The sequence below is a fragment of the Streptomyces sp. NPDC051987 genome (assembly GCF_040680735.1).
GTDB lineage: Bacteria > Actinomycetota > Actinomycetes > Streptomycetales > Streptomycetaceae > Streptomyces.
On the sequence record NZ_JBFAXI010000004.1, the window covers coordinates 117,785 to 137,458 of the forward strand.

The window sequence follows — 19,674 nt, forward strand, 5'->3', positions numbered from 1 at the left end:
AGCGGGCACGGACCGCATGGGACAGCGGGCACGGACCGCATGGGACAGCGGGTACGGGCCGCACGGGACAGGGGTCCGGGGGGCGGAGCGTCCAGGGACGGAAGCTGTCCCACCGCACCCCGTTAGAATCGGTGGCACAGACCCCGCCCACACCGCCGGAAGGCACCTCGTGTCCTCAGCCACTCCCGACACCGTCCTGGTCGTCGACTTCGGCGCGCAGTACGCCCAGCTCATCGCCCGCCGCGTCCGCGAGGCCCGGGTCTACAGCGAGATCGTGCCCAGCACCATGCCGGTCGCCGAGATGCTCGCCAAGAACCCGGCGGCGATCATCCTGTCCGGCGGCCCCTCGTCCGTGTACGAGGAGGGCGCCCCCCGCCTGGACCGCGAGCTCTTCGAGGCCGGCGTCCCGGTCTTCGGCATGTGCTACGGCTTCCAGCTGATGGCCCAGGCCCTCGGCGGCACGGTGGACAACACCGGCGCCCGCGAGTACGGCCGCACCGACCTGCACGTCTCCAAGGCGGCCTCCACCCTCTTCGAGGGCACCCCCGCCGAGCAGCACGTGTGGATGTCGCACGGCGACGCCTGCTCCGCCGCCCCCGAGGGCTTCACCGTGACCGCGTCCACGGACGTCGTCCCGGTCGCCGCTTTCGAGAACGACGAGAAGAAGCTCTACGGCGTCCAGTACCACCCCGAGGTCATGCACTCCACGCACGGCCAGCAGGTCCTGGAGCACTTCCTGTACCGGGGCGCCGGCCTCAAGCCGACCTGGACCACCGGCAACGTCATCGACGAGCAGGTCGCCGCCATCCGCGAGCTGGTCGGCGACAAGCGCGCCATCTGCGGTCTGTCCGGCGGCGTCGACTCCGCGGTGGCCGCCGCCCTGGTCCAGAAGGCCATCGGCTCCCAGCTGACCTGCGTCTACGTCGACCACGGCCTGATGCGCAAGGGCGAGACCGAGCAGGTGGAGAAGGACTTCGTCGCCGCCACCGGCGTCCAGCTGAAGGTCGTCGACGCGCAGGACCGCTTCCTCGACGCCCTCGCCGGGGTCTCCGACCCGGAGCAGAAGCGGAAGATCATCGGCCGCGAGTTCATCCGGGTCTTCGAGCAGGCCCAGGCCGAGATCATCGCCGATGCCGGCCCGGCCGTGGAGTTCCTGGTCCAGGGCACCCTCTACCCGGACGTGGTGGAGTCCGGCGGCGGCACCGGCACCGCGAACATCAAGTCGCACCACAACGTCGGCGGCCTGCCGGAGGACCTCGAGTTCAAGCTGGTCGAGCCGCTCCGCAAGCTCTTCAAGGACGAGGTCCGGATGGTCGGCCAGGAGCTCGGCCTGCCGGAGGAGATCGTCCAGCGCCAGCCCTTCCCCGGACCGGGTCTCGGCATCCGGATCGTCGGCGAGGTCACCAAGGAGCGGCTCGACCTGCTCCGCGAGGCCGACGCGATCGCCCGCGAGGAGCTGACCGCGGCCGGCCTCGACCGGGACATCTGGCAGTGCCCGGTGGTCCTGCTCGCGGACGTCCGCAGCGTCGGCGTCCAGGGCGACGGCCGCACCTACGGCCACCCGATCGTGCTGCGCCCGGTCTCCTCCGAGGACGCCATGACGGCCGACTGGTCGCGCCTGCCCTACGACGTCCTCGCGAAGATCTCCACCCGGATCACCAACGAGGTCCGCGACGTCAACCGGGTCGTCCTCGACGTCACCTCGAAGCCGCCGGGCACCATCGAGTGGGAGTAGTCCCCGCTGGGAGCAGTCCCCGCGGAGCGCTGAAGAAGAGGTGGCACGGCTCCGGCCGGCGCCACCTCTTCGGCATGTGCCGTACCAGTCACGCGGCTGTCGATTCCCGACATCTTCTGTCGCGATGTGCTCGCGCGCGTCATCTTTACAGAACAGCTCTGTTTTCCTGTGCTGACCGGCGGTAACTTCCGGCCGTAACACAAACCCAGTGCTGGAGGACCTATGCACGGGCCGACCCCGCCCCTGCCGCTGCCCACCGATCAGCTGCAGTTCGCGATGCCGCCGATGTACGACTCGCTCGACGACGAGCGCCGGCATCGCAAGGAGCGGCTGGCCGGCGCGCTGCGGATCTTCGGCAGGGCCGGGCTGGAGGACGGGGTGTCCGGGCACATCACCGCCCGCGACCCCGAATACTCGAACTGCTTCTGGGTCAACCCCTTCGGCATACCGTTCAAGCACGTCACCGTGAGCGACCTCGTCCTCGCCAACCAGGACGGCCAGGTGATCGAGGGCGGCTACCACATCAACCAGGCAGCCTTCACCGTGCACGCCCAGGTGCACGCGGCCCGCCCGGACGTCGTCGCCGTCGCCCACTGCCACTCCGTGTACGGCCGCGCCCTGTCCGCCCTCGGTGACCTGCTCGACCCGATCAGCCAGGAGAGCTGCGCCTTCTACGAGGACCACGCCCTCTACGACGCCTACACCGGCGTCGCCGTCGACGCCGAGGAGGGCCGCCGGATCGCCGCCGCCCTCGGCTCCCGCAAGGCGCTGGTGCTGCGCAACCACGGGCTGCTGACCGTCGGCGACTCGGTGGACGCGGCGGCCTGGTGGTTCCTGTCGATGGAGAAGTCGGCGCAGGTCCAGCTGACCGCCAAGGCGGCCGGCCGCCCGCTGCTCATCGACCACAGGCTCGCCGTCGCCACCCGGGAACAGCTCGGCGGCGACCTGGTGGCCTGGATCAACTACCAGCCCCTGTGGCGCGACATCAGCCGCAGCGAACCGGACCTGCTCGGCTAGCCGCAGGCTCAGAAACTCCGCAGCACGGCCGCCTTCGTCAGCGCGAACTCCTCGTCCGTGAGCACCCCGTCCCGGTGCAGCTCGCCCAGCTCCCGCAGTCTGCGCAGCAGGACGTCGTGGTGGTCGCCGGACTGACGCGGCACGGTGACCGGGGGCCGGTCCCGGCCGGGGGGTTCCGCGCCCGGCCGGGTCGACGGATGCGGCAGCCGGGCCGTGACCGCCGCCGCGACCAGCGCCGTCAGCAGGTCGCGGCGGACACTGCCCCACAGGTCCAGGGCGTAGGGGTCGCGCTCGGCCGGCAGCTTCGAGAACGCCGTCTCGTGGGTCACGAACCGCAGGAAGCCGCCCTCGTGGCCGGAGTTGGGCAGCCACTCCACCCCCACCAGATCGCCGACACCGATGATCCGGGGCCCGGTGGCGCGCTTGACCCGGTCGGAGGTGTCGGCCCAGTCGACGCGCACCTGCGTCCCGTCGAACGACACCGTGCCGTCCGAGGACCGCACCGACACCGGAACCGGCGGGCCCGGCAGCAGATACGTCGTCGTCGGCCCGCTCGGGACCTGGTCCAGCAGCAGCGACTGCCGGATCTCCGCCGCGACGTACTCGGCCACCCCGGAGCGGTCCTCGTCCACGGCCAGCCGGTACGGATCCGCCGCCTCCGGCAGCCGGCCCCCCGTCGCCTGCAGCAACGGGTCCGCGCCCTCGCGCAGCCGCATCCTCAACCGCCCCCGCCTGCGCTCCGGCTCGTACACCACCCCCGACACCGCCTCCAGGGGCACGGCGATCTCCCCGTAGGTCTGCCGGAACAGCGGCACGCGGCGGTGACGCCCCGGCGTGATCCGGACGGTGCTGCCGTCGAAGGCCCAGGTCCCGTCCCGCTGGATGATCTCGGCCATGGGGAAATTCTCGCAGCCGGGTCAACATGTCTGCCGTATCTTCACTCGTCGTGACCGGCCCATTGACCGCGGACACCGTGGCGTAGGGCACAATTCGCTCTCGACACAAGGGAGTTGCGCGATGCCGTCCGGCCCCGGGGAGGGCCCTGCGGGTCGTGCCCCGGGCGTGGGGAAGGCAGGCGTCGGGCGTGGCGGTGCAGGAGGCGGGGCAGGGCGCCGGTTCGGGTGTCCACGGGGGCGGCTGCACGTGCGGGGACTGCCCGCACGGAGCACGCGAGGGACACCGGCGGGCGGTGGCCGAATTCCTGCTCAGACGCGATGAGTTCGCGGCCGGACAGGGGCTGCCCGCGGCGGTGGCCCACTCGGCCTCCGCCTCCCGCCAGTGGGTCTCCGAGGAACTCACCCAGTCCGCCGGCGTGGTCGCCGAACGCGGCCGCGCCGAGGGCGAGGCCTGGCTCGCCCGGCTCTGGCTGCGCACCGCGTGCACCGTCTGGGCGGCCGTCGTCACCATGCTCCTGATCCAGTCCCTCACCGCCATCGGCACGGGCTGGACCAGCGCCCGCACCGCCGGCCTGCTCGCCGCCCTGATCATGGCCCTCGCCCTCACCGCCGCCTCCTGGTTCCACCGCTCGCGCGGTGGGGTGCTCGCCCCCGTCATCGGCGAGGACAACCGCATGTCCACCTCCCGCACCGTCGCCGCCTCCTGGGTCCTCTTCGTCGCCTACGCCGTCCTCGTCCTGGCCGGCCGCCTGGCCGCCGCCTCCTCTCCCGCCGAGCGCGACGCCCTCCTCTCCGGCCTCGACCTCGCGCGCGGCGCCGGCGTGGTGAGCGTGCTCGCCGTGGTCTGCGGCATCGCCGTCCTGGTGCGCCGGGTGGTCGGCCTGCGCATCGTCGGCCAGCGGCTGCAGAAGGTGCGCGCCCACCGCCCCCGCGCCGCCGACCTGCTCACCGACGACGCCGGCCGCGGTACCTTCGCCGACATCCAGTACGTCGTCATCGGCGCCGTCGCCCTGCTCTTCGCCGCCGTACGGCTGGCCCGCCGCCCCGACCAGCTCCCCGACCTGCCCTGGGGGCTCGCGACCGTGGTCCTGATCTCCGCCGCGACCTACCTGGCCGGCAAGTACGCCGAGGGGGGCCGCCCGGTGATCCTCTCCGTCGTCCGCGCCCGCGAGGCCGGTGACCTGGACGCACCGATCCGCACGGGCGACGACATCGAGATCCGCGGCACCGGCTTTGTCCCGCCCGGGGCCCAGAGCGCCGACCGTCTCTCCCGCATGGTGGTGCGCATCGGCGCCGTCAACGTCCACGTCCCGCTGGTCCCGGTCACCGGCGGCTTCAGCAACCCCACGGACCAGGTCCTCACCGTCCCCGTCCCGGCCGACGTGGAGCCCGGCTCGGTGGAGGTCCAGGTGGTGACGGCGGCCGGCGTGGCCACCAACCGCTGTGTGGTCGAGGTGACGGACTGAAGGGCGGCCCGAGCCCGTCCGGACCTGCGCACTCTTCCCTCTCTCCACCCTCACAGGTGGCGGAGTCCGGCCGAAATTCGGAAAAACGTCCGGGAGAGGGTTGAGCCGGGCGTGGTTGTCGTACGTATGGTCTGTTGAGGGGCCTGGGCACAGCGGCGAGAGGTGGCTACTGGCGATGACTCACAGCACCCGTTCGGACACGCACACCCGGTATCTCGACGGCGACGGCGGTCTGCGCGACACCGCCACCCGGTACGCCCTCCTTCCGCTGCGGATCTTCCTGGGCGTCACCTTCATCTACGCCGGCCTGGACAAGCTGACCGACAGCGCCTTCCTGAAGTCCGGTGGGTCCGGGTCCATCGGCGACACCATGCGCGCGGTCCGTGACTCCGCCGCGATCCCGGCCCTGGTCGACCTGGCGCTGAAGAACCCCGTGGGTTTCGGCACCGCGATCGCCATCGGTGAGCTCGCCGTGGGCCTCGGCACCCTCTTCGGCCTGCTGGCCCGGCTGGCCGCGCTCGGCGGCGCGCTGATCTCGCTCAGCCTCTGGCTGACCGTGAGCTGGGCCAACTCCCCGTATTACTACGGCAACGACCTCGCCTACCTGATGGCCTGGCTGCCCCTGGTCCTCGCCGGCGCCCCCTATCTCTCCCTGGACGCCGTCCTCCGCGCCCGACGCCGAGACCGCTCCGCACGGGCCTCGCTCGGCCTCTAGGCCTTCAGGCCTGTCGGGGCTCTAGCTCTCCGGCGCGCCGCGGCGCCTGCGTATCGCCCGGGTCAGGGCCGCGGTCACCCCTGCCAGGAAGAGGCCGGCCACCAGTACCGGGACGGCCGCGAACCACTCGGTGTCCCACCAGCCGACCGCGTCCCCGGCGTAGGCGATGCCCGCCCCCGTCAGGAAGACGCCGACCACCAGGCGTCCGGGCTGGAACTCATGCCGCAGCACGGGTCACCTCCACCTGTCCCGCGCCGACCTGGAGCTCCAGGTCGAGCGTCCCCGCGTTCTTCGCGCCGCTCGTCGGCGGCAGCGTCACGTTCTTGTGCCTGCCCGGCTCCACGTCCACGTCCTTCTTGTCGTCACCGGGCAACTGGATGTCGCCCACCCCCACGTCGATGCTCATCGACACGGTCACGTCCGCCGGAACGGCGATCTCCAGCCGGCCCGCGCCCACCTCGGCCGACGTCGCCAGCGTCTGCTCCTTCGCGAGGCGTATGTGCGTCAGATCCAGCGTGGCCACGCCCGTCCCGAGGTGGTACTTCGGCGACACCTCCGCCGTCGTGGCCGGGGTCCAGGACACCCGTGTCCAGTGGGTGCTGATGTCGGACGGCAGGGCCGTCGCGGCGGCCAGCAGGGCCGCCGTGACCAGCGCCAGGAACAGCGAGCCCGCCCCGGTGCGGCCGACGAACGAGCTGAGCGCCGTGCCCAGTCCGAACACGATCAGCGCGCAGGCCAGACCGGCCTGCAGACTGACGCCCAGTGGGTGCGTGTCCCACGTCAGTCCGGTGGCCAGACCGCCCGCCAGCAGGGCGAACAGGAAGATCCAGCCGCCTATCCAGCGCGGTCCGCGCGGTTTCGGGGGCGGGCTCTGCCGGGCGCGGACGTCCTGGCCGTGCACCCACGGGGTGCTCAGCCGGACGTCGAGCCCCGGCACGCCCCGGCCACGGGCCTCGGCCGGGCCCCAGAGATAGCCGGTGCCGCCGACGTGCGTGCCGTCCTTGACGATCGGGTCGCGCCACCACGACGGGTAGGAGATCGGGATCGGCGGCGCCTGGGCCTCCGGCGGGGCGTCGGCGACGGCCTGCGCGGACAGCGGGTCGGTGTCGGGAGCGCCGCGGTGCCGCGACCAGTACCCGGCGCCGGCCAGCAGCAGGGAGAGGACCACGGCGAAGGCCAGCACCTGGCCGTTCCTGATCATCGTGAGCAGTACTCCGCAGCCGACCAGCGCGAACAGCACGGCCGCCAGGGCCTGCCCGTCGACCCGGCCGGTCAGCAGCTTGCGGACCTCGTTCTCCTCGTTGTCCTCGCCGTCCTCGTACGGAACGAAGAGCCAGGCGAAGCCGTAGAAGATGAGGCCGATGCCGCCGGTCGCGGCCAGCACCGCCAGCGTGATGCGGAAGATCACCGGATCCAGGTCGGTGTGGCGCCCGAGCCCCGCGCACACGCCCGCGATCATCTTGTGCCGACGATCGCGCCGGAACCGGGGGGAGGACGCGTCGACGGCCGCCGCGGCGGTGCCGCCGGCGCCCGCCCCCGGCCCGGCCGTCTCCGCCGCGGCGGGCGCGGCATCCGACGGCCCGGCGCCCGCTGCGGGCCGCGGGCCGGGGCCGGGTCCCGGACCCGTCGCGGCGTGCTCGTGATCAGTCATGAGTCAATGGTGACGGGCGTGCCGCCCCGACGGCAGTCGGGATGACCCTGGCCGAACCCTGAAATCGGCCCCGAGACCGCACCGGGAGGCGTTCGAACGAGCCGCGGCGCCCCGGAGTCGGCGCAAACCCGAAGATCAGGGGAGTCTCGGGGGTCGACCCTGATGCTCCGCAACCCCGGGCGTGTGACCATCGATGGCATGCCGGAAGCCGCAGCAGTGCCCCTCGACGACCCGCGGCCGCCGCGCAAGCTCTACCGCAGCAGCGACGGCCGCTGGCTCGGCGGAGTGGCGCGGGGCCTCGCCGGGCATCTCGGGCTGCCCGTGGTCTGGGTGCGGCTCGTCTTCGTCGGCCTGTTCATGGCCAACGGTCTCGGCGCGCTGCTGTACGCCGCGTTCTGGTTCTTCGTACCCCTCGGCGTCGGCGGGGTCGGCGGCCAGAAGCCGCCGTCCCTGGTCGCCACCGAGACCCTGGCGGACGGCCGCCGCAGACTCGTCGCCCGCAAACCGGACCGGGGCCAGATCGTCGCTCTGCTCCTCATGGTCGTCGTGTCCATGGTGTTCGTGGGCAGCGTCAACCTGACCGGCGGCGCCAAGGCCTATCTCCTGCCCGCGGTCCTCGTCGCCGCCGGTGTCGCCCTCGTCTGGCGCCAGGCGGACAACGCCCGCCGCGCCCGCTGGGTCGAGGTGGGCAGCCGGCGCCGCACGCTCACACTGCTGCGCGCGGGCGTCGGTGTCCTGCTGGTCACCGCGGGCGTCTCGGGTGTCTTCGTCATGCAGGGCTCCGCCGCGCACATCGGCGCGGTGCTGCAGGCGGCCCTCGCCGTGCTCGTCGGCATCACGCTGCTCGCCGGTCCTTACCTCGTGCGCATGACCCAGGACCTCTCCGAGGAGCGCCTGATGCGCATCCGCGCGCAGGAGCGCGCCGAGGTCGCCGCCCATGTCCACGACTCCGTGCTGCACACGCTCACCCTGATCCAGCGCAATGCGGAGAACGCGGGCGAGGTGCGCCGCCTCGCCCGCGCACAGGAGCGCGACCTGCGCACCTGGCTCTACAAACCCGAGGGCACCGGCAAGGACGAGGCCGACGAGCCCACCACCCTCGCCGACGCCGTCCGGCGCAATGCGGCGGAGGTGGAGGACAAGCACGGCGTCCCCATCGAGGTGGTGGTGGTCGGGGACTGCCCGCTCGACGAGCGGACGGGCGCGCAGATGCAGGCCGCGCGCGAGGCGATGGTCAACGCGGCCAAGTACGGTGGCGAGGGCGGCGCCGTCCAGGTCTACGCCGAAGTCGAGGGCAGGACGGTCTTCGTGTCCGTCCGTGACCGCGGTCCCGGTTTCGACCTCGACTCGATACCCGCCGACCGCATGGGTGTCAGAGAATCGGTCATCGGCCGTATGGAGCGCCACGGCGGCACCGCACGGCTGCGGTCCGTGCCGGGCGGCGGCACGGAGGTCGAGCTGGAGATGGAGAGGGCGGAGAAGACGTCATGAGCGACGCGACCGAGGCGAACGGCCCGGCGGAAGGCGCGGAGAAGGCCGGGCGTCGGGTGCGCGTGGTCCTCGTCGACGACCACCGGATGTTCCGGACCGGCGTCCAGGCCGAGATCGGGCGGACCGAACAGACCGGCGTCGAGGTGATCGGCGAGGCCGCCGACGTCGACCAGGCGGTCTCGGTGATCACCGCGACCCGGCCCGAGGTGGTTCTCCTGGACGTGCACCTGCCGGGCGGCGGCGGGGTCGAAGTGCTGCGCCGGTGCGCTCCGTTGATGGCGGACGCCGAGCAGCCGGTGCGCTTCCTCGCCCTGTCCGTGTCGGACGCGGCCGAGGACGTGATCGGCGTGATCCGCGGCGGCGCCCGCGGCTACGTCACCAAGACGATCACCGGCACCGACCTGGTCGACTCGATCTTCCGGGTCCAGGAGGGCGACGCCGTCTTCTCCCCGCGGCTCGCCGGGTTCGTGCTGGACGCGTTCGCCTCCACCGACGCCCCGCCGGTCGACGAGGACCTGGACCGCCTCACCCAGCGCGAGCGCGAGGTGCTGCGGCTGATCGCCCGCGGCTACGCCTACAAGGAGATCGCCAAGCAGCTGTTCATCTCCGTCAAGACGGTCGAGTCCCATGTGTCGGCGGTGCTGCGGAAGCTGCAGCTGTCGAACCGGCACGAGCTGACCCGCTGGGCCACGGCGCGTCGGCTGGTGTGACCATCCGGTAGGCGCGCCAAGGATCGCACCTGCGCTGGGACGGTGCTTGGACACACATGCCCCTACAGGGGGGCCATGGCGGCGGATCAGCACGCGGATATCGTCAGCAGCGGCGTCGAGATGCCCGTCCGCGCCGACGGCGAGCTGTGGGCGGTGGGCGGTGGGCGCGGTGATCTTCAATCGGCAGGGTCGGGCCTTCGCCCAGAAGCGCAGTCCCCTGTTGCGAGCGCCAGCTCGAACCACATCTCCTTCCCGATCCCGCATCTCCTCCTCTCCGCACCCCAGTCATCCGCGAACGCCGCCACCAGCGCCAGCCCTCGGCCAGACTCGGCGTCCAGCGGCGCCGTGCCGGGCGTCGGGAGGATGCCGCTCGCATCGGTCACCGTTACGCGGACCCGGTCGTCCGTGACCACGCAACGGGCCCAGATCTCGCGGCCGGCCGGGACCTTCGCGTGGCGGTAGGCGTTTGTCATCAACTCGCTCAGGAGGAGCTCCGCTGTGTCGGTCACCTCCTGCGGCAAGCCCCAGGACGTTGCCTGCTCGCGGAACAACTCGCGTGCTCTGCCCACGCTTCGAGCGTGGCGCGGCAGGCGCCACTCGATGTCCTTGAGGGCGGTCGTCACGGGCAGTGGGGGGTGTGGGGACTGCATGCGCTGTTCATCCCTTGCGGCTGACATTCCGGCGTTCGGCCTGATCACGGTCCCCGTTGGCGCGTAGCCTCGCGAGTAACGGCGCGGGTACAGCGGGTGGTTGTACCCGGCGTGGACCCGGCGGAGGTGTGCGTGTCGACCGAGGTGAACTCCCAGCCGCCGATCGCCTGGCGGTACTGCGGCAGCCAGATCAAGATGTGGCGTACCGATGCAGGCATCGGCCGGGAGGCGCTGGCCAAGGAGGCCGGGTACGACTATGAGTACGTCAAGTCGATGGAGAACGGCCGGCGGCGGCCGACGCTGCGGCTGTTGCAGGTCGCCGACCAGGTGTGCGGGGCGGGTGGGAAGCTCGTCGCGGCTCAGGAGTACCTGAAGCCCGAGCCGTTTCCTGCGCGGTCTCAGGAGTTCATGGCCATTGAGGCAGAGGTCATCAGCTTCTCCTGCTACGAGCCGCTGCTAATTCCCGGACTGTTGCAGACGGAGGAGTACGCGCGAGCGCTGATCGGCGGCAGCTCGCCGCCCCTTGACGATGAGACGGTTGAGGAGCGTGTGGCAGCCAGGCTCCGCCGCGCCGACGCAGTGCGGCGCAAGACGGGCGTGATGTACGGGTTCGTCATCTACGAGGCGGCTCTTCGTACCGGTGTCGGTGGTTCAGACGTGATGGGGGCGCAGTACCGGCACCTCTTGGATGTAGGTGCACTCCGCAATGTGTCAGTCCAGATCTTGCCCTACGGGCGCTGCAGCGGCGTCGCTCTCAACGGCAGCATCGTCCTGTTGGAGACACCGGACCATGAGCAATATGGATACGTGGAGGCACCCGAGGTCAGCGTCCTGTATGCAAGCCCCGGCAAGGTGAGTGCTTTGACTCAAGCTCATGCAATGATCCGCACGCACTGCCTAAGCGTGGAGGAGTCGGCCACGTTCATCAGAAAGGTGGCGGAGGAACCGTGAGTGAGCGCCTGACCTGGTACAAGTCCAGTTACAGCGACAGTCAGGGCGGCAACTGCCTCGAAATAGCCCTCACCTGGCGCAAGTCCACCCACAGCGACTTCGAGGACGCCTCCTGTGTCGAAGTCGCCGCCTGCCCTCACACCGTCCACGTCCGGGACTCGAAGCTCGGTCCCCGAAGCCCCCGATTCGCCATCGCTGGGGTCTCCTGGGCCGCCTTCCTCGCCTACGCCCGTACCGCCGCTTGAGTCGAGTTCCAAGGCTCAAGGGTCGAGATCCGTTTGTGAGATCAGCAAGGCGGAACCGGGCGGTGACGAGCGGGCGTACGGCGATCTGCTCCTGCTGAAGCGGCTGCGGGCCGCCGTTACTGGGCCCTGTTGCGACTGCGGCTCGGAGACATCGACGGCGGCGCGTCACAGCGGTCACGGCCAGGTCCGTGACCGCTCACACGACCCGCGTCGCCCCCGCGAACGGCATCTCGTCGACCGGGGCGATCCGTACCGGCGCCGACGGGTTGGGTGCGTGGATCATCTCGCCGTTGCCGATGTAGATGCCGACGTGGCTGATGCCCGAGTAGAAGAACACCAGGTCGCCCGGTTGGAGTTCGGAGCGGGAGACGCGGCGGCCGGCGTTGATCTGGGCGTAGGTGGTGCGGGGGATGGAGATTCCTGCGGAGCGGTAGGCGGCCTGGGCCAGGCCCGAGCAGTCGAAGGCGTCCGGGCCGGTCGCGCCCCAGACGTAGGGGCTGCCGAGCTTGGAGTAGGCGTAGGCGACGGCTGCCGTGGCGCGGGAGTCGGTGGCGGTGACGCTGCCGGCGGTCAGCGGGGCGCGGGCGTCGGACGCGGAGCGTGAGGCGCGTCCGGTGCCCTCGTCCGCCGCGACCGCGGCCCGCTGCCCCGGCGACAGCCGGTCCAGCAGCCGCCGGGCCTCGCCGAGCTTGGCGTTGATGGCGCTCTTCTGCCGCTTCAGCTCGGCCTGCCGGGACCGCAGCGACGTCAGCTCCACGTGCGCGGCGCCGCGCAGCTGCTCGATCTCCCGCAGCTGCCCGCGCACCCGCGCCACCGCACCGGCCTGCCGGTCGCCGATCCGTTCGGCGAACGCCGCGTCGTCCAGGTACTGGTCGGGGTCGCTGGACAGCGCCAGCTGCCAGGACGGATCGATGCCGCCGTCGCGGTACTGGGCGGCCGCTGTCGAACCGAGCGCGTCCCGGGCGGAGTTGAGTTTCTCCTGGGCACGGGCGGTCTCGTCCTGCAGCGACCTCAGCCGCCGCTCGGCCGTGTCGGCCCTGTCCTTCGCCCCGTCGTACTTCTGGGTGGCGGCCTCGGCCTCCTGGTACAGCTGGTCCACCTTGGCCTTCACCTGCGCCGGTGTCAGCTGCGGCTCGGCGTTTCCGGTCCCGTCGAACGCCGTCGCGGTGGCCGCGCCCGCCAGGGCGAGGGTGGCGGCCGCACGGACCGTGTTGCCGCTGAGCGAGCGCTGTCGGGGCTTGCGGTGCGCTGCCACCTGGACTGTCCCGTCCTTTCGTACGACCGCCGTCCCCTCCGTGCGGGCGCCGGGGAGCGTCGTCACGGCCGGGGGAGTGCGGAGTGCGCGTCCGGCGGCGGCCCGCGCAGGGGAGCGGACCGCCGCCGGACCTTCTCGGCGGTGGTGCCCGACTGCCGCCCCTGGCCCGGGCGGCGGTGGGGAGTCGGTCACCTGGGGGAGGACGCTAGGCCCGGATGTGTCGGCTCGGTAACGCGATGCACGGAATTGGCGTGACCGGATCGATACCGACCGGTACGTGAGCGGGATTCCGGTCCGGAACCGTCGGCTTCTCGGGGTGGATGACCGAAGCGGTGGTTCCGGGGGAGGCAGGGGTCACAGAGTGCTATGGGGTGCATATATGCGGTGTGGCGGACGCGGAGGGAGGGGCCGGTGACCGGTGCCCCGGACGGCCCTGATTAGGCTCCGGGGCCATGGACGTACTCATCCATCTCTTCGTCGGCCTGCACATCATCGGCATCGCCGCGCTCCTCGGCGGCTTCCTCACCCAGATGAAGGCGATGGGCCAGGGCACGGCCCGGTTCGTCCCCGGCATGCTGCACGGCGCGTTCACCATGCTCGCCACCGGCGTGATCCTGGTCGGCCTCAACGAGGCCGACGACCACCACGTCAACACCGTCAAGATCGGCGTGAAGCTCGCCCTGTTGATCGTGATCCTCGGACTCGTCTACGTGAAACGCGACGACGAGAAGGTGGAGAAGGGGGCCTTCGGCCTGGTGGGCCTGCTCACCATGGTGAACATCTTCATCGCCGTCCTGTGGACCTGATCCGTACGGCGGACGAGCCCCGCGGCCGGCGCGCCGTGAGCTTCACCACGGACGTCGTTCCCGGCGCCGAGGCGCGCGCCGACCGGCCGTGACGGAGTGGATCGGTGCGGTCATCCGGGCGACTTTCCGGGGTGGCGACCGGTTGTCGGTGGGGCGCCCTAGACTCGGAGAGCGATGAGCAGCCTCTTTGACGACAGCTTCCTGGCGAGCCTCCAGGCCCCCCGCGGCCACGACGAGGAACCCCCGCCGCCGCCCGAGGACGAGCACGCTCCGGAGTCGGTTCCGGACGATCTGTTCGGCGGGAAGTTCGACGTGCCCCCGGACCGGGACGCCCACTACCGCGACGGCGCCGCCCGTCCGGTCCTGGACCCGGCCGCGCTCCTGGAGGGGCTGAACGAGAACCAGCGGGCGGCCGTCGTCCATGCCGGTTCCCCGTTGCTCATCGTGGCCGGCGCCGGTTCCGGCAAGACGCGCGTGCTCACCCACCGCATCGCCCACCTGCTCGGCGCGCGCCAGGTGCACCCGGGCCAGATCCTCGCGATCACCTTCACCAACAAGGCCGCGGGCGAGATGAAGGAGCGAGTCGAGCACCTCGTCGGCCCGCGTGCGCATGCGATGTGGGTGATGACGTTCCACAGCGCCTGCGTCCGGATCCTGCGCAGGGAGAGCAAGAAGCTCGGCTTCACCTCCTCCTTCTCGATCTACGACGCGGCCGACTCCAAGCGCCTGATGGCCCTGGTCTGCCGCGACCTGGACCTCGACCCCAAGCGCTACCCGCCCAAGTCCTTCAGCGCCAAGATCAGCAACCTCAAGAACGAGCTGATCGACGAGGAGGACTTCGCCGCCCAGGCCACCGACGGTTTCGAGAAGACCCTCGCGCAGGCCTACGCCCTCTACCAGTCGCGGCTGCGCGAGGCGAACGCCCTCGACTTCGACGACCTGATCATGACGACGGTCAACCTGCTGCGCGCCTTCCCGGACGTCGCCGAGCACTACCGCCGCCGCTTCCGGCACGTCCTGGTCGACGAGTACCAGGACACCAACCACGCCCAGTACGCGCTCGTGCGCGAGCTGGTCGGCACCGGCGCACACGACGAGAGCACCCCGCCCGGCGAGCAGGACCTGGAGCCCGCCGAGCTGTGCGTCGTGGGTGACGCCGACCAGTCGATCTACGCCTTCCGCGGCGCGACCATCCGCAACATCCTCCAGTTCGAGGAGGACTACCCGAACGCGACCACGATCCTCCTCGAACAGAACTACCGCTCCACGCAGACGATCCTGAGCGCCGCCAACGCGGTCATCGAGCGCAACGAGTCCCGCCGCCCGAAGAACCTGTGGACCAACGCGGGCGCGGGCGCGCAGATCACCGGCTACGTCGCCGACACCGAGCACGACGAGGCGCAGTTCGTCGCCGACGAGATAGACCGTCTGACGGACGCGGGCGAGGCGAAGGCCGGCGACGTCGCCGTCTTCTACCGCACCAACGCGCAGTCCCGTGTCTTCGAGGAGATCTTCATCCGCGTCGGCCTGCCCTACAAGGTCGTCGGCGGGGTCCGCTTCTACGAGCGCAAGGAGGTCCGGGACGTCCTGGCCTACCTGCGGGTGCTGGCCAACCCGGAGGACTCCGTCCCGCTCCGGCGCATCCTCAACGTCCCCAAGCGCGGCATCGGCGACCGCGCGGAGGCGATGATCGACGCCCTCGCCCAGCGCGAGAAGATCAGCTTCCCGCAGGCGCTCAAGCGCGTCGACGAGGCGTACGGCATGGCCGCGCGGTCGACGAACGCGGTCAAGCGGTTCAACACGCTCATGGAGGACCTCCGCACGGTCGTGGAGTCCGGCGCCGGACCCGCCACAGTCCTGGAAGCGATCTACGAACGCACCGGATACCTGGCCGAGTTGCAGAACTCCACGGACCCCCAGGACGAGACCCGCATCGAGAACCTCCAGGAACTCGCCTCCGTGGCGCTGGAGTTCGAGCAGGAGTCCGGCGAGGGCGAGCAGTCGGGCGGGCTCGCCGACTTCCTGGAGCGGGTGGCCCTGGTCGCCGACTCCGACCAGATCCCCGACGAGGACGAGAACGGCGACGGCGTCATCACCCTGATGACCCTGCACACCGCCAAGGGCCTCGAGTTCCCGGTGGTGTTCCTGACCGGCATGGAGGACGGCGTCTTCCCGCACATGCGCGCCCTCGGCCAGACCAAGGAGCTGGAGGAGGAGCGGCGCCTCGCCTACGTCGGCATCACGCGCGCGCGGGAGCGGCTGTACCTCACCCGGTCGTCGATGCGCAGCGCCTGGGGCCAGCCGTCGTACAACCCGCCCTCGCGCTTCCTGGAGGAGATCCCGGGCGCGTATCTGGAGTGGAAGCGGACGGGCGCGATGGCGCCAATCTCCTCCGGGCCCGCGGCGGGTGTGGCGGCCTCGCTCTCCTCGACCCGCTCGCGCTCCTCGGCGTCCGGCGCGTCCGGCTTCGCCACCCGGCGGACCTCGGAGAAGCCGGTGGTCTCGCTGGCCGTCGGCGACCGCGTCACCCACGACCAGTTCGGCCTCGGCACGGTCGTCGCGGTGAAGGGCACCGGTGGCAACGCGGAGGCGACGATCGACTTCGGCGACACCAAGCCGAAGCGGCTGCTGCTGCGGTACGCGCCGGTGGAGAAGCTGTAGCGGAGCAGACGCAGGACCGGGCCTCGCGGCGGCGGGGCCCACCGCACCGGTCAGGTCAGGTCGGGTCGAGTCCGTGGCTGCGCAGCCACGGCAGCGGGTCTATGGCGGCGCCGCCGGCCGGGCGCACCTCGAAGTGCAGGTGCGGGCCTGTCGAGTTGCCGGAGTTGCCGGAGTACGCGATCGGGTCGCCGGCCTTCACCGTCGTACCGGCGGCGACGCGGTACGACGAGAGGTGGCAGTACCACGTCTCCGTGCCGTCCTTCGCCGTCACGATCATCATGTTGCCGTAGGCGCTGTTCCACTTGGTGGAGACGACGCCGTCGGTCGCGGCCATCACCGTCGTGCCGTAGGAGACGGGGAAGTCGATGCCCGTGTGGACGGACATCCAGTTGACGCCGGCCTGGCCGAAGTAGGCGCTGAGGCCCTTCTGCGTGACCGGCAGCACGTACTTCGGGCGCAGCCGCTCCTTGCGGGCCGCCTCCGCCGCCGCCTTCTTCTTCTCGGTCTCCTGCTGGGCCTTGAGGTCGATGCGTTCCTGCGTCCGGCTGGCCCGGTCGGCGAAGTCGTCGGCACCCGCCGAGAGCGTCCTCAGCTGGGCGTCCAGCCTGCTGTTGGCGGCGGACGGTTTCACCGACTGGGCGTCGGAGGCGGAGGCCGTGGTGTCCTTGTTGTCGTCGGTCAGACCGCCGACGGAGGCGGCGGCGATCCCGGCGACCCCCATGACGCACACCGAGGGCACGGCGACCGTCAGCAGTGCGGACCGCTTGGGCGGCGGACGGCGGCGGGAACGCGCCCCCGCGCGGGAGCCGGCGCGGGCCGCCGCCGGGGTGACCTCTTCCTGATCGTCCAGCAGTGGCGTTACTGCAGGCAGTTCACCAGTGGCGGCCAATTCCAGGTCCTGCGGGAAGTCCTCCGCGGCGTCAGAGGCAACCGCGGCATCAGCGGACTCCGCGGACTCCGCGGTCTCCTGGAATTCCGCGGGCTCCGGGAACTCGGCGGACTCCTCGTAGGAACGGTCGTGCTCGGTCTCGGCGTTCTGGGCCGGCGTGCCGTCGGAGTTCCACTGCGTGGCGTCGTACACGCCGGTGTCGAAGGCCTGAGTGCCCCACTCCCACTGCTGCGTCGCGCCGGCCACGGCCGACTGGTCGGGCTGGAGCCAGGCGTTCGCGTCCCAGTGGCCGCCGGTGTCGGTGGCCGTCCCCTGGGCCGGAACGGTCCAGGCGGTGCTGTCGTAGGCGCCGGAGTCGTAGGCGGCGTGGTGCTGGGCCGCGTACGGGTCGTAGTTCAGGGTCTGGCCGCCGGACGTCTGCCACTGGGTGGTGTCGTACCCGCCGGTGCCCTGGCCCTGGCCCGGAAGGCTGCCGAAGAGCGGGTCGCTGTGGAAGGAGGCACCGGCGGCGGTGTGGTCGCCGTACGTGGTGAAGTCCCCGTACTGGGCTTCCTGGGTGCCGTACGACGCGTAGTGCGCCGGATCGGCGTCGGAAGCCGGTGCCGGGGTGGTCATGGTCCCCGACGGGTGACGGTCGTCCACCAACTTCTCTTTCGCCTCGACAACAGGGGCTGCCAGAGCAGTGCGGCGACTGTACCCGGCGGTATGCGGGCGCGACAATCTTCAACAGGTTTCGCTATGACGGGAAACGGGCATTCGGCCGTGTTTCGGGGGACGGCGGGCACGGGTTTGGCCTTGTGTTCGATGAGTGTTCGAGGAGAAGTGGCCGCGGCAGGCCACCGCCAGGCCACCGTCAGGCCACCGTGAGGCCTTCCGTGACCCGGTCCTCCGGGTGTGTTTCGTCGAGGGCCTGCCGTATACCGGTGGCGATCGCCGGGTGGACGGGCAGGGCCAGGTGGCCGATCCCCGTCACCCGCACGTTCGTCACCATCAGGTCCGGGTGGTCGATACGGGCCGTCTCCACCGGCTCCATCACCGAGTCGAGGTCGCTCCAGAAGCTCACGAACCGGGTACGGCAGCCGGGCGCGGGCCGGTTCAGCTCCTCGATCACCTGCGAACCGGGGCGCATCTGCCGCACGATCGGGTGCGCGTCCGCGAGCGGTGCCACCCGGGTGCCGCCGTGCGGGGTGCCGAGCGTCACCAGGGTGCGGACGCGCAGGTCACCGCCGAGGCGCTGGACGTAGTAGCGGGCGATCAGACCGCCCAGACTGTGTCCGACGACGTCGACCCGGCCGGCGCCGGTGCGCTCGCAGATCTCCTCGATGTGCCGGCCGAGCAGCTCGGCGGCGGTGCGGATGTCGCAGGTCAGCGGCGAGTAGTTGAGCGACTCGACGCGCTGCCCGCCGTGCTGGGCGAGGGTGCGGCGCAGCAGGACGAAGACCGAGCGGTTGTCGATGAAGCCGTGCAGCAGCACCACCGGCGGGGCCGCCCGGACCGGCAGCCGGGCCGTGCCCTCGGGCTCCGCGGGCGGAACCGGCGGTACGGGCGGGCGGCGCTCCGGGGTGAGGCCCGTCGGGTAGAGCAGCAGATGCCCGGCCAGGATCGCGGCCTCCAGGGCGGTGGACTTCAGGAGGGCCAGCGACAGGCCGGCCAGCCTGCTGGGCACGAGGCGGCGGCAGAACGGGAGAAAGGGCTCCAGTACCTCGGTGACCTTCATCGGCCGGCCTCCTGTCGGCACGCCGAGGACCGCTCCGTCCCCCGTGTGCCCTCATTGGGGAGGCCGGACGGAGGCGGCGGGGCGGGCGGGGCGCGACAACCTGCCGCGTCGCGTGCCCGTGCTGTCCCCGCGGACCGCCCTGCGGCTCCCTGACGTGTCCCGCTTTCTGTGATTTCCCCCTCTGTAACCTCCGTGAAACTGCCGGTCGCGGGATCCTGTGGATAACGTTCGTTCACGCGAGGCAGGTGGCGGAACGCGCCGAATGTGCGGTACTTCTCGGTACGGATGGATGTCGGCGTGTTCGTTGCATGGTCATGGAGGCAGTGATGGGTGTGGCATCCGGCCCGATCCGTGTGGTGGTGGCCAAGCCGGGGCTCGACGGCCACGACCGCGGGGCCAAGGTCATCGCGCGGGCGCTGCGCGACGCGGGCATGGAGGTCATCTACACCGGGCTCCACCAGACGCCGGAGCAGATCGTCGACACGGCCATCCAGGAGGACGCCGACGCCATCGGCCTCTCCATCCTCTCCGGCGCCCACAACACGCTGTTCGCCGCGGTCATCGACCTCCTCAAGGAGCGTGACGCCGAGGACATCCTCGTCTTCGGCGGCGGCATCATCCCCGAGGACGACATCGCCTCCCTCAAGGAGAAGGGCGTCGCCGCGATCTTCACGCCGGGGGCGACCATGGCGTCGATCGTGGAGTGGGTGCGGGAGAACGTGCGACAGCCGACCGGGGCCTAGTCCGCGGGGGCGGAGGGCCGACGCCGGTGGTGCGGGTCGTGTGTGGACCGCGGGCCGGTGGGCGCCGGTCGCGCGG

18 protein-coding genes are annotated in these 19,674 nt (G+C 71.3%); 11 read left to right on the top strand and 7 right to left on the bottom strand.

Annotation, left to right across the window (positions count from 1 at the left end; all coding sequences use genetic code 11):
* Positions 1-169: 169 nt before the first annotated feature.
* Together guaA and AB0M11_RS03535 are read left to right on the top strand one after the other, a co-directional pair.
* Positions 170-1,735: a glutamine-hydrolyzing GMP synthase gene (gene guaA, locus AB0M11_RS03530; RefSeq protein ID WP_365700852.1), complete on the top strand. Its 1,566-nt coding sequence runs from the start codon at positions 170-172 to the stop codon at positions 1,733-1,735.
* Positions 1,736-1,957: 222 nt separating this feature from the next.
* Positions 1,958-2,752: a class II aldolase/adducin family protein gene (locus AB0M11_RS03535; RefSeq protein WP_365700854.1), complete on the top strand. Its 795-nt coding sequence runs from the start codon at positions 1,958-1,960 to the stop codon at positions 2,750-2,752.
* 8 nt (positions 2,753-2,760) lie between these two features.
* Here AB0M11_RS03535 and AB0M11_RS03540 read toward each other — a convergent pair whose 3' ends face one another.
* Positions 2,761-3,648, bottom strand: coding sequence for a DUF4429 domain-containing protein (locus AB0M11_RS03540; RefSeq protein WP_365700856.1), 888 nt, complete (start codon positions 3,646-3,648; stop codon positions 2,761-2,763).
* A gap of 188 nt (positions 3,649-3,836) precedes the next feature.
* Between AB0M11_RS03540 and AB0M11_RS03545 the strand changes: the two genes are divergently transcribed.
* Together AB0M11_RS03545 and AB0M11_RS03550 are read left to right on the top strand one after the other, a co-directional pair.
* Positions 3,837-5,114, top strand: coding sequence for a hypothetical protein (locus tag AB0M11_RS03545; RefSeq protein WP_365700859.1), 1,278 nt, complete (start codon positions 3,837-3,839; stop codon positions 5,112-5,114).
* 175 nt (positions 5,115-5,289) lie between these two features.
* The gene (locus AB0M11_RS03550) at positions 5,290-5,829 is read left to right on the top strand and encodes a DoxX family protein (RefSeq protein WP_365700863.1); all 540 of its coding nucleotides are present in this window, start codon (positions 5,290-5,292) and stop codon (positions 5,827-5,829) included.
* Positions 5,830-5,850: 21 nt separating this feature from the next.
* Here the strand turns inward: AB0M11_RS03550 and AB0M11_RS03555 are convergent, their stop codons facing one another.
* Both AB0M11_RS03555 and AB0M11_RS03560 read right to left on the bottom strand, forming a co-directional pair.
* A complete protein-coding gene (locus AB0M11_RS03555) occupies positions 5,851-6,060 on the bottom strand; it encodes a hypothetical protein (protein ID WP_365700865.1) in 210 nt (69 codons plus the stop codon).
* Entirely contained in the window at positions 6,047-7,480 is a 1,434-nt protein-coding gene (locus AB0M11_RS03560) for a PspC domain-containing protein (RefSeq protein WP_365700867.1), read from the bottom strand. Before AB0M11_RS03560 ends, AB0M11_RS03555 begins: the two co-directional genes overlap by 14 nt.
* A 198-nt stretch (positions 7,481-7,678) precedes the next feature.
* On the opposite strand from AB0M11_RS03560, the gene AB0M11_RS03565 reads away from it, so the two are divergent.
* Together AB0M11_RS03565 and AB0M11_RS03570 are read left to right on the top strand one after the other, a co-directional pair.
* Complete coding sequence (locus AB0M11_RS03565; RefSeq protein ID WP_365700869.1) at positions 7,679-8,971, top strand: PspC domain-containing protein; 1,293 nt, start codon at positions 7,679-7,681, stop codon at positions 8,969-8,971.
* Complete coding sequence (locus AB0M11_RS03570) at positions 8,968-9,681, top strand: response regulator transcription factor (RefSeq protein ID WP_365700871.1); 714 nt, start codon at positions 8,968-8,970, stop codon at positions 9,679-9,681. Before AB0M11_RS03565 ends, AB0M11_RS03570 begins: the two co-directional genes overlap by 4 nt.
* A 176-nt stretch (positions 9,682-9,857) precedes the next feature.
* On the opposite strand, the gene AB0M11_RS03575 is transcribed toward AB0M11_RS03570, so the two are convergent.
* Positions 9,858-10,331, bottom strand: a complete 474-nt coding sequence (locus AB0M11_RS03575; RefSeq protein ID WP_365700873.1) for an ATP-binding protein — start codon at positions 10,329-10,331, stop codon at positions 9,858-9,860.
* Positions 10,332-10,463: 132 nt separating this feature from the next.
* On the opposite strand from AB0M11_RS03575, the gene AB0M11_RS03580 reads away from it, so the two are divergent.
* Both AB0M11_RS03580 and AB0M11_RS03585 read left to right on the top strand, forming a co-directional pair.
* On the top strand, positions 10,464-11,282 hold the full coding sequence (locus AB0M11_RS03580; RefSeq protein ID WP_365700875.1) for a helix-turn-helix transcriptional regulator: 819 nt from the start codon (positions 10,464-10,466) through the stop codon (positions 11,280-11,282).
* The gene (locus AB0M11_RS03585; protein WP_365700877.1) at positions 11,279-11,527 is read left to right on the top strand and encodes a DUF397 domain-containing protein; all 249 of its coding nucleotides are present in this window, start codon (positions 11,279-11,281) and stop codon (positions 11,525-11,527) included. The genes AB0M11_RS03580 and AB0M11_RS03585 overlap by 4 nt, the downstream gene beginning before the upstream one ends.
* Before the next feature lie 196 nt (positions 11,528-11,723).
* Here AB0M11_RS03585 and AB0M11_RS03590 read toward each other — a convergent pair whose 3' ends face one another.
* On the bottom strand, positions 11,724-12,782 hold the full coding sequence (locus AB0M11_RS03590) for an NlpC/P60 family protein (protein WP_365701000.1): 1,059 nt from the start codon (positions 12,780-12,782) through the stop codon (positions 11,724-11,726).
* Positions 12,783-13,234: 452 nt separating this feature from the next.
* On the opposite strand from AB0M11_RS03590, the gene AB0M11_RS03595 reads away from it, so the two are divergent.
* Entirely contained in the window at positions 13,235-13,588 is a 354-nt protein-coding gene (locus AB0M11_RS03595; protein WP_365700879.1) for a hypothetical protein, read from the top strand.
* 174 nt (positions 13,589-13,762) lie between these two features.
* Positions 13,763-16,249, top strand: a complete 2,487-nt coding sequence (gene pcrA, locus AB0M11_RS03600) for a DNA helicase PcrA (protein WP_365700881.1) — start codon at positions 13,763-13,765, stop codon at positions 16,247-16,249.
* Positions 16,250-16,304: 55 nt separating this feature from the next.
* Here pcrA and AB0M11_RS03605 read toward each other — a convergent pair whose 3' ends face one another.
* The gene (locus AB0M11_RS03605; RefSeq protein WP_365700883.1) at positions 16,305-17,780 is read right to left on the bottom strand and encodes a M23 family metallopeptidase; all 1,476 of its coding nucleotides are present in this window, start codon (positions 17,778-17,780) and stop codon (positions 16,305-16,307) included.
* A gap of 211 nt (positions 17,781-17,991) precedes the next feature.
* The gene (locus AB0M11_RS03610) at positions 17,992-18,855 is read right to left on the bottom strand and encodes an alpha/beta fold hydrolase (protein ID WP_365700885.1); all 864 of its coding nucleotides are present in this window, start codon (positions 18,853-18,855) and stop codon (positions 17,992-17,994) included.
* Positions 18,856-19,181: 326 nt separating this feature from the next.
* On the opposite strand from AB0M11_RS03610, the gene AB0M11_RS03615 reads away from it, so the two are divergent.
* Entirely contained in the window at positions 19,182-19,598 is a 417-nt protein-coding gene (locus AB0M11_RS03615; protein WP_365700887.1) for a cobalamin B12-binding domain-containing protein, read from the top strand.
* Positions 19,599-19,674 lie beyond the last annotated feature (76 nt).

Bases quoted from the DNA above. Each gene is read 5' to 3' on its own strand.
- AB0M11_RS03535 (WP_365700854.1), top strand. From the start codon at position 1,958: ATGCACGGGCCGACCCCGCCCCTGCCGCTGCCCACCGATCAGCTGCAG.
- AB0M11_RS03540 (WP_365700856.1), bottom strand. From the start codon at position 3,648: ATGGCCGAGATCATCCAGCGGGACGGGACCTGGGCCTTCGACGGCAGC.
- AB0M11_RS03550 (WP_365700863.1), top strand. From the start codon at position 5,290: ATGACTCACAGCACCCGTTCGGACACGCACACCCGGTATCTCGACGGC.
- AB0M11_RS03560 (WP_365700867.1), bottom strand. From the start codon at position 7,480: ATGACTGATCACGAGCACGCCGCGACGGGTCCGGGACCCGGCCCCGGC.
- AB0M11_RS03565 (WP_365700869.1), top strand. From the start codon at position 7,679: ATGCCGGAAGCCGCAGCAGTGCCCCTCGACGACCCGCGGCCGCCGCGC.
- AB0M11_RS03570 (WP_365700871.1), top strand. From the start codon at position 8,968: ATGAGCGACGCGACCGAGGCGAACGGCCCGGCGGAAGGCGCGGAGAAG.
- AB0M11_RS03575 (WP_365700873.1), bottom strand. From the start codon at position 10,331: ATGCAGTCCCCACACCCCCCACTGCCCGTGACGACCGCCCTCAAGGAC.
- AB0M11_RS03595 (WP_365700879.1), top strand. From the start codon at position 13,235: ATGGACGTACTCATCCATCTCTTCGTCGGCCTGCACATCATCGGCATC.
- pcrA (WP_365700881.1), top strand. From the start codon at position 13,763: ATGAGCAGCCTCTTTGACGACAGCTTCCTGGCGAGCCTCCAGGCCCCC.
- AB0M11_RS03610 (WP_365700885.1), bottom strand. From the start codon at position 18,855: ATGAAGGTCACCGAGGTACTGGAGCCCTTTCTCCCGTTCTGCCGCCGC.
- AB0M11_RS03615 (WP_365700887.1), top strand. From the start codon at position 19,182: ATGGGTGTGGCATCCGGCCCGATCCGTGTGGTGGTGGCCAAGCCGGGG.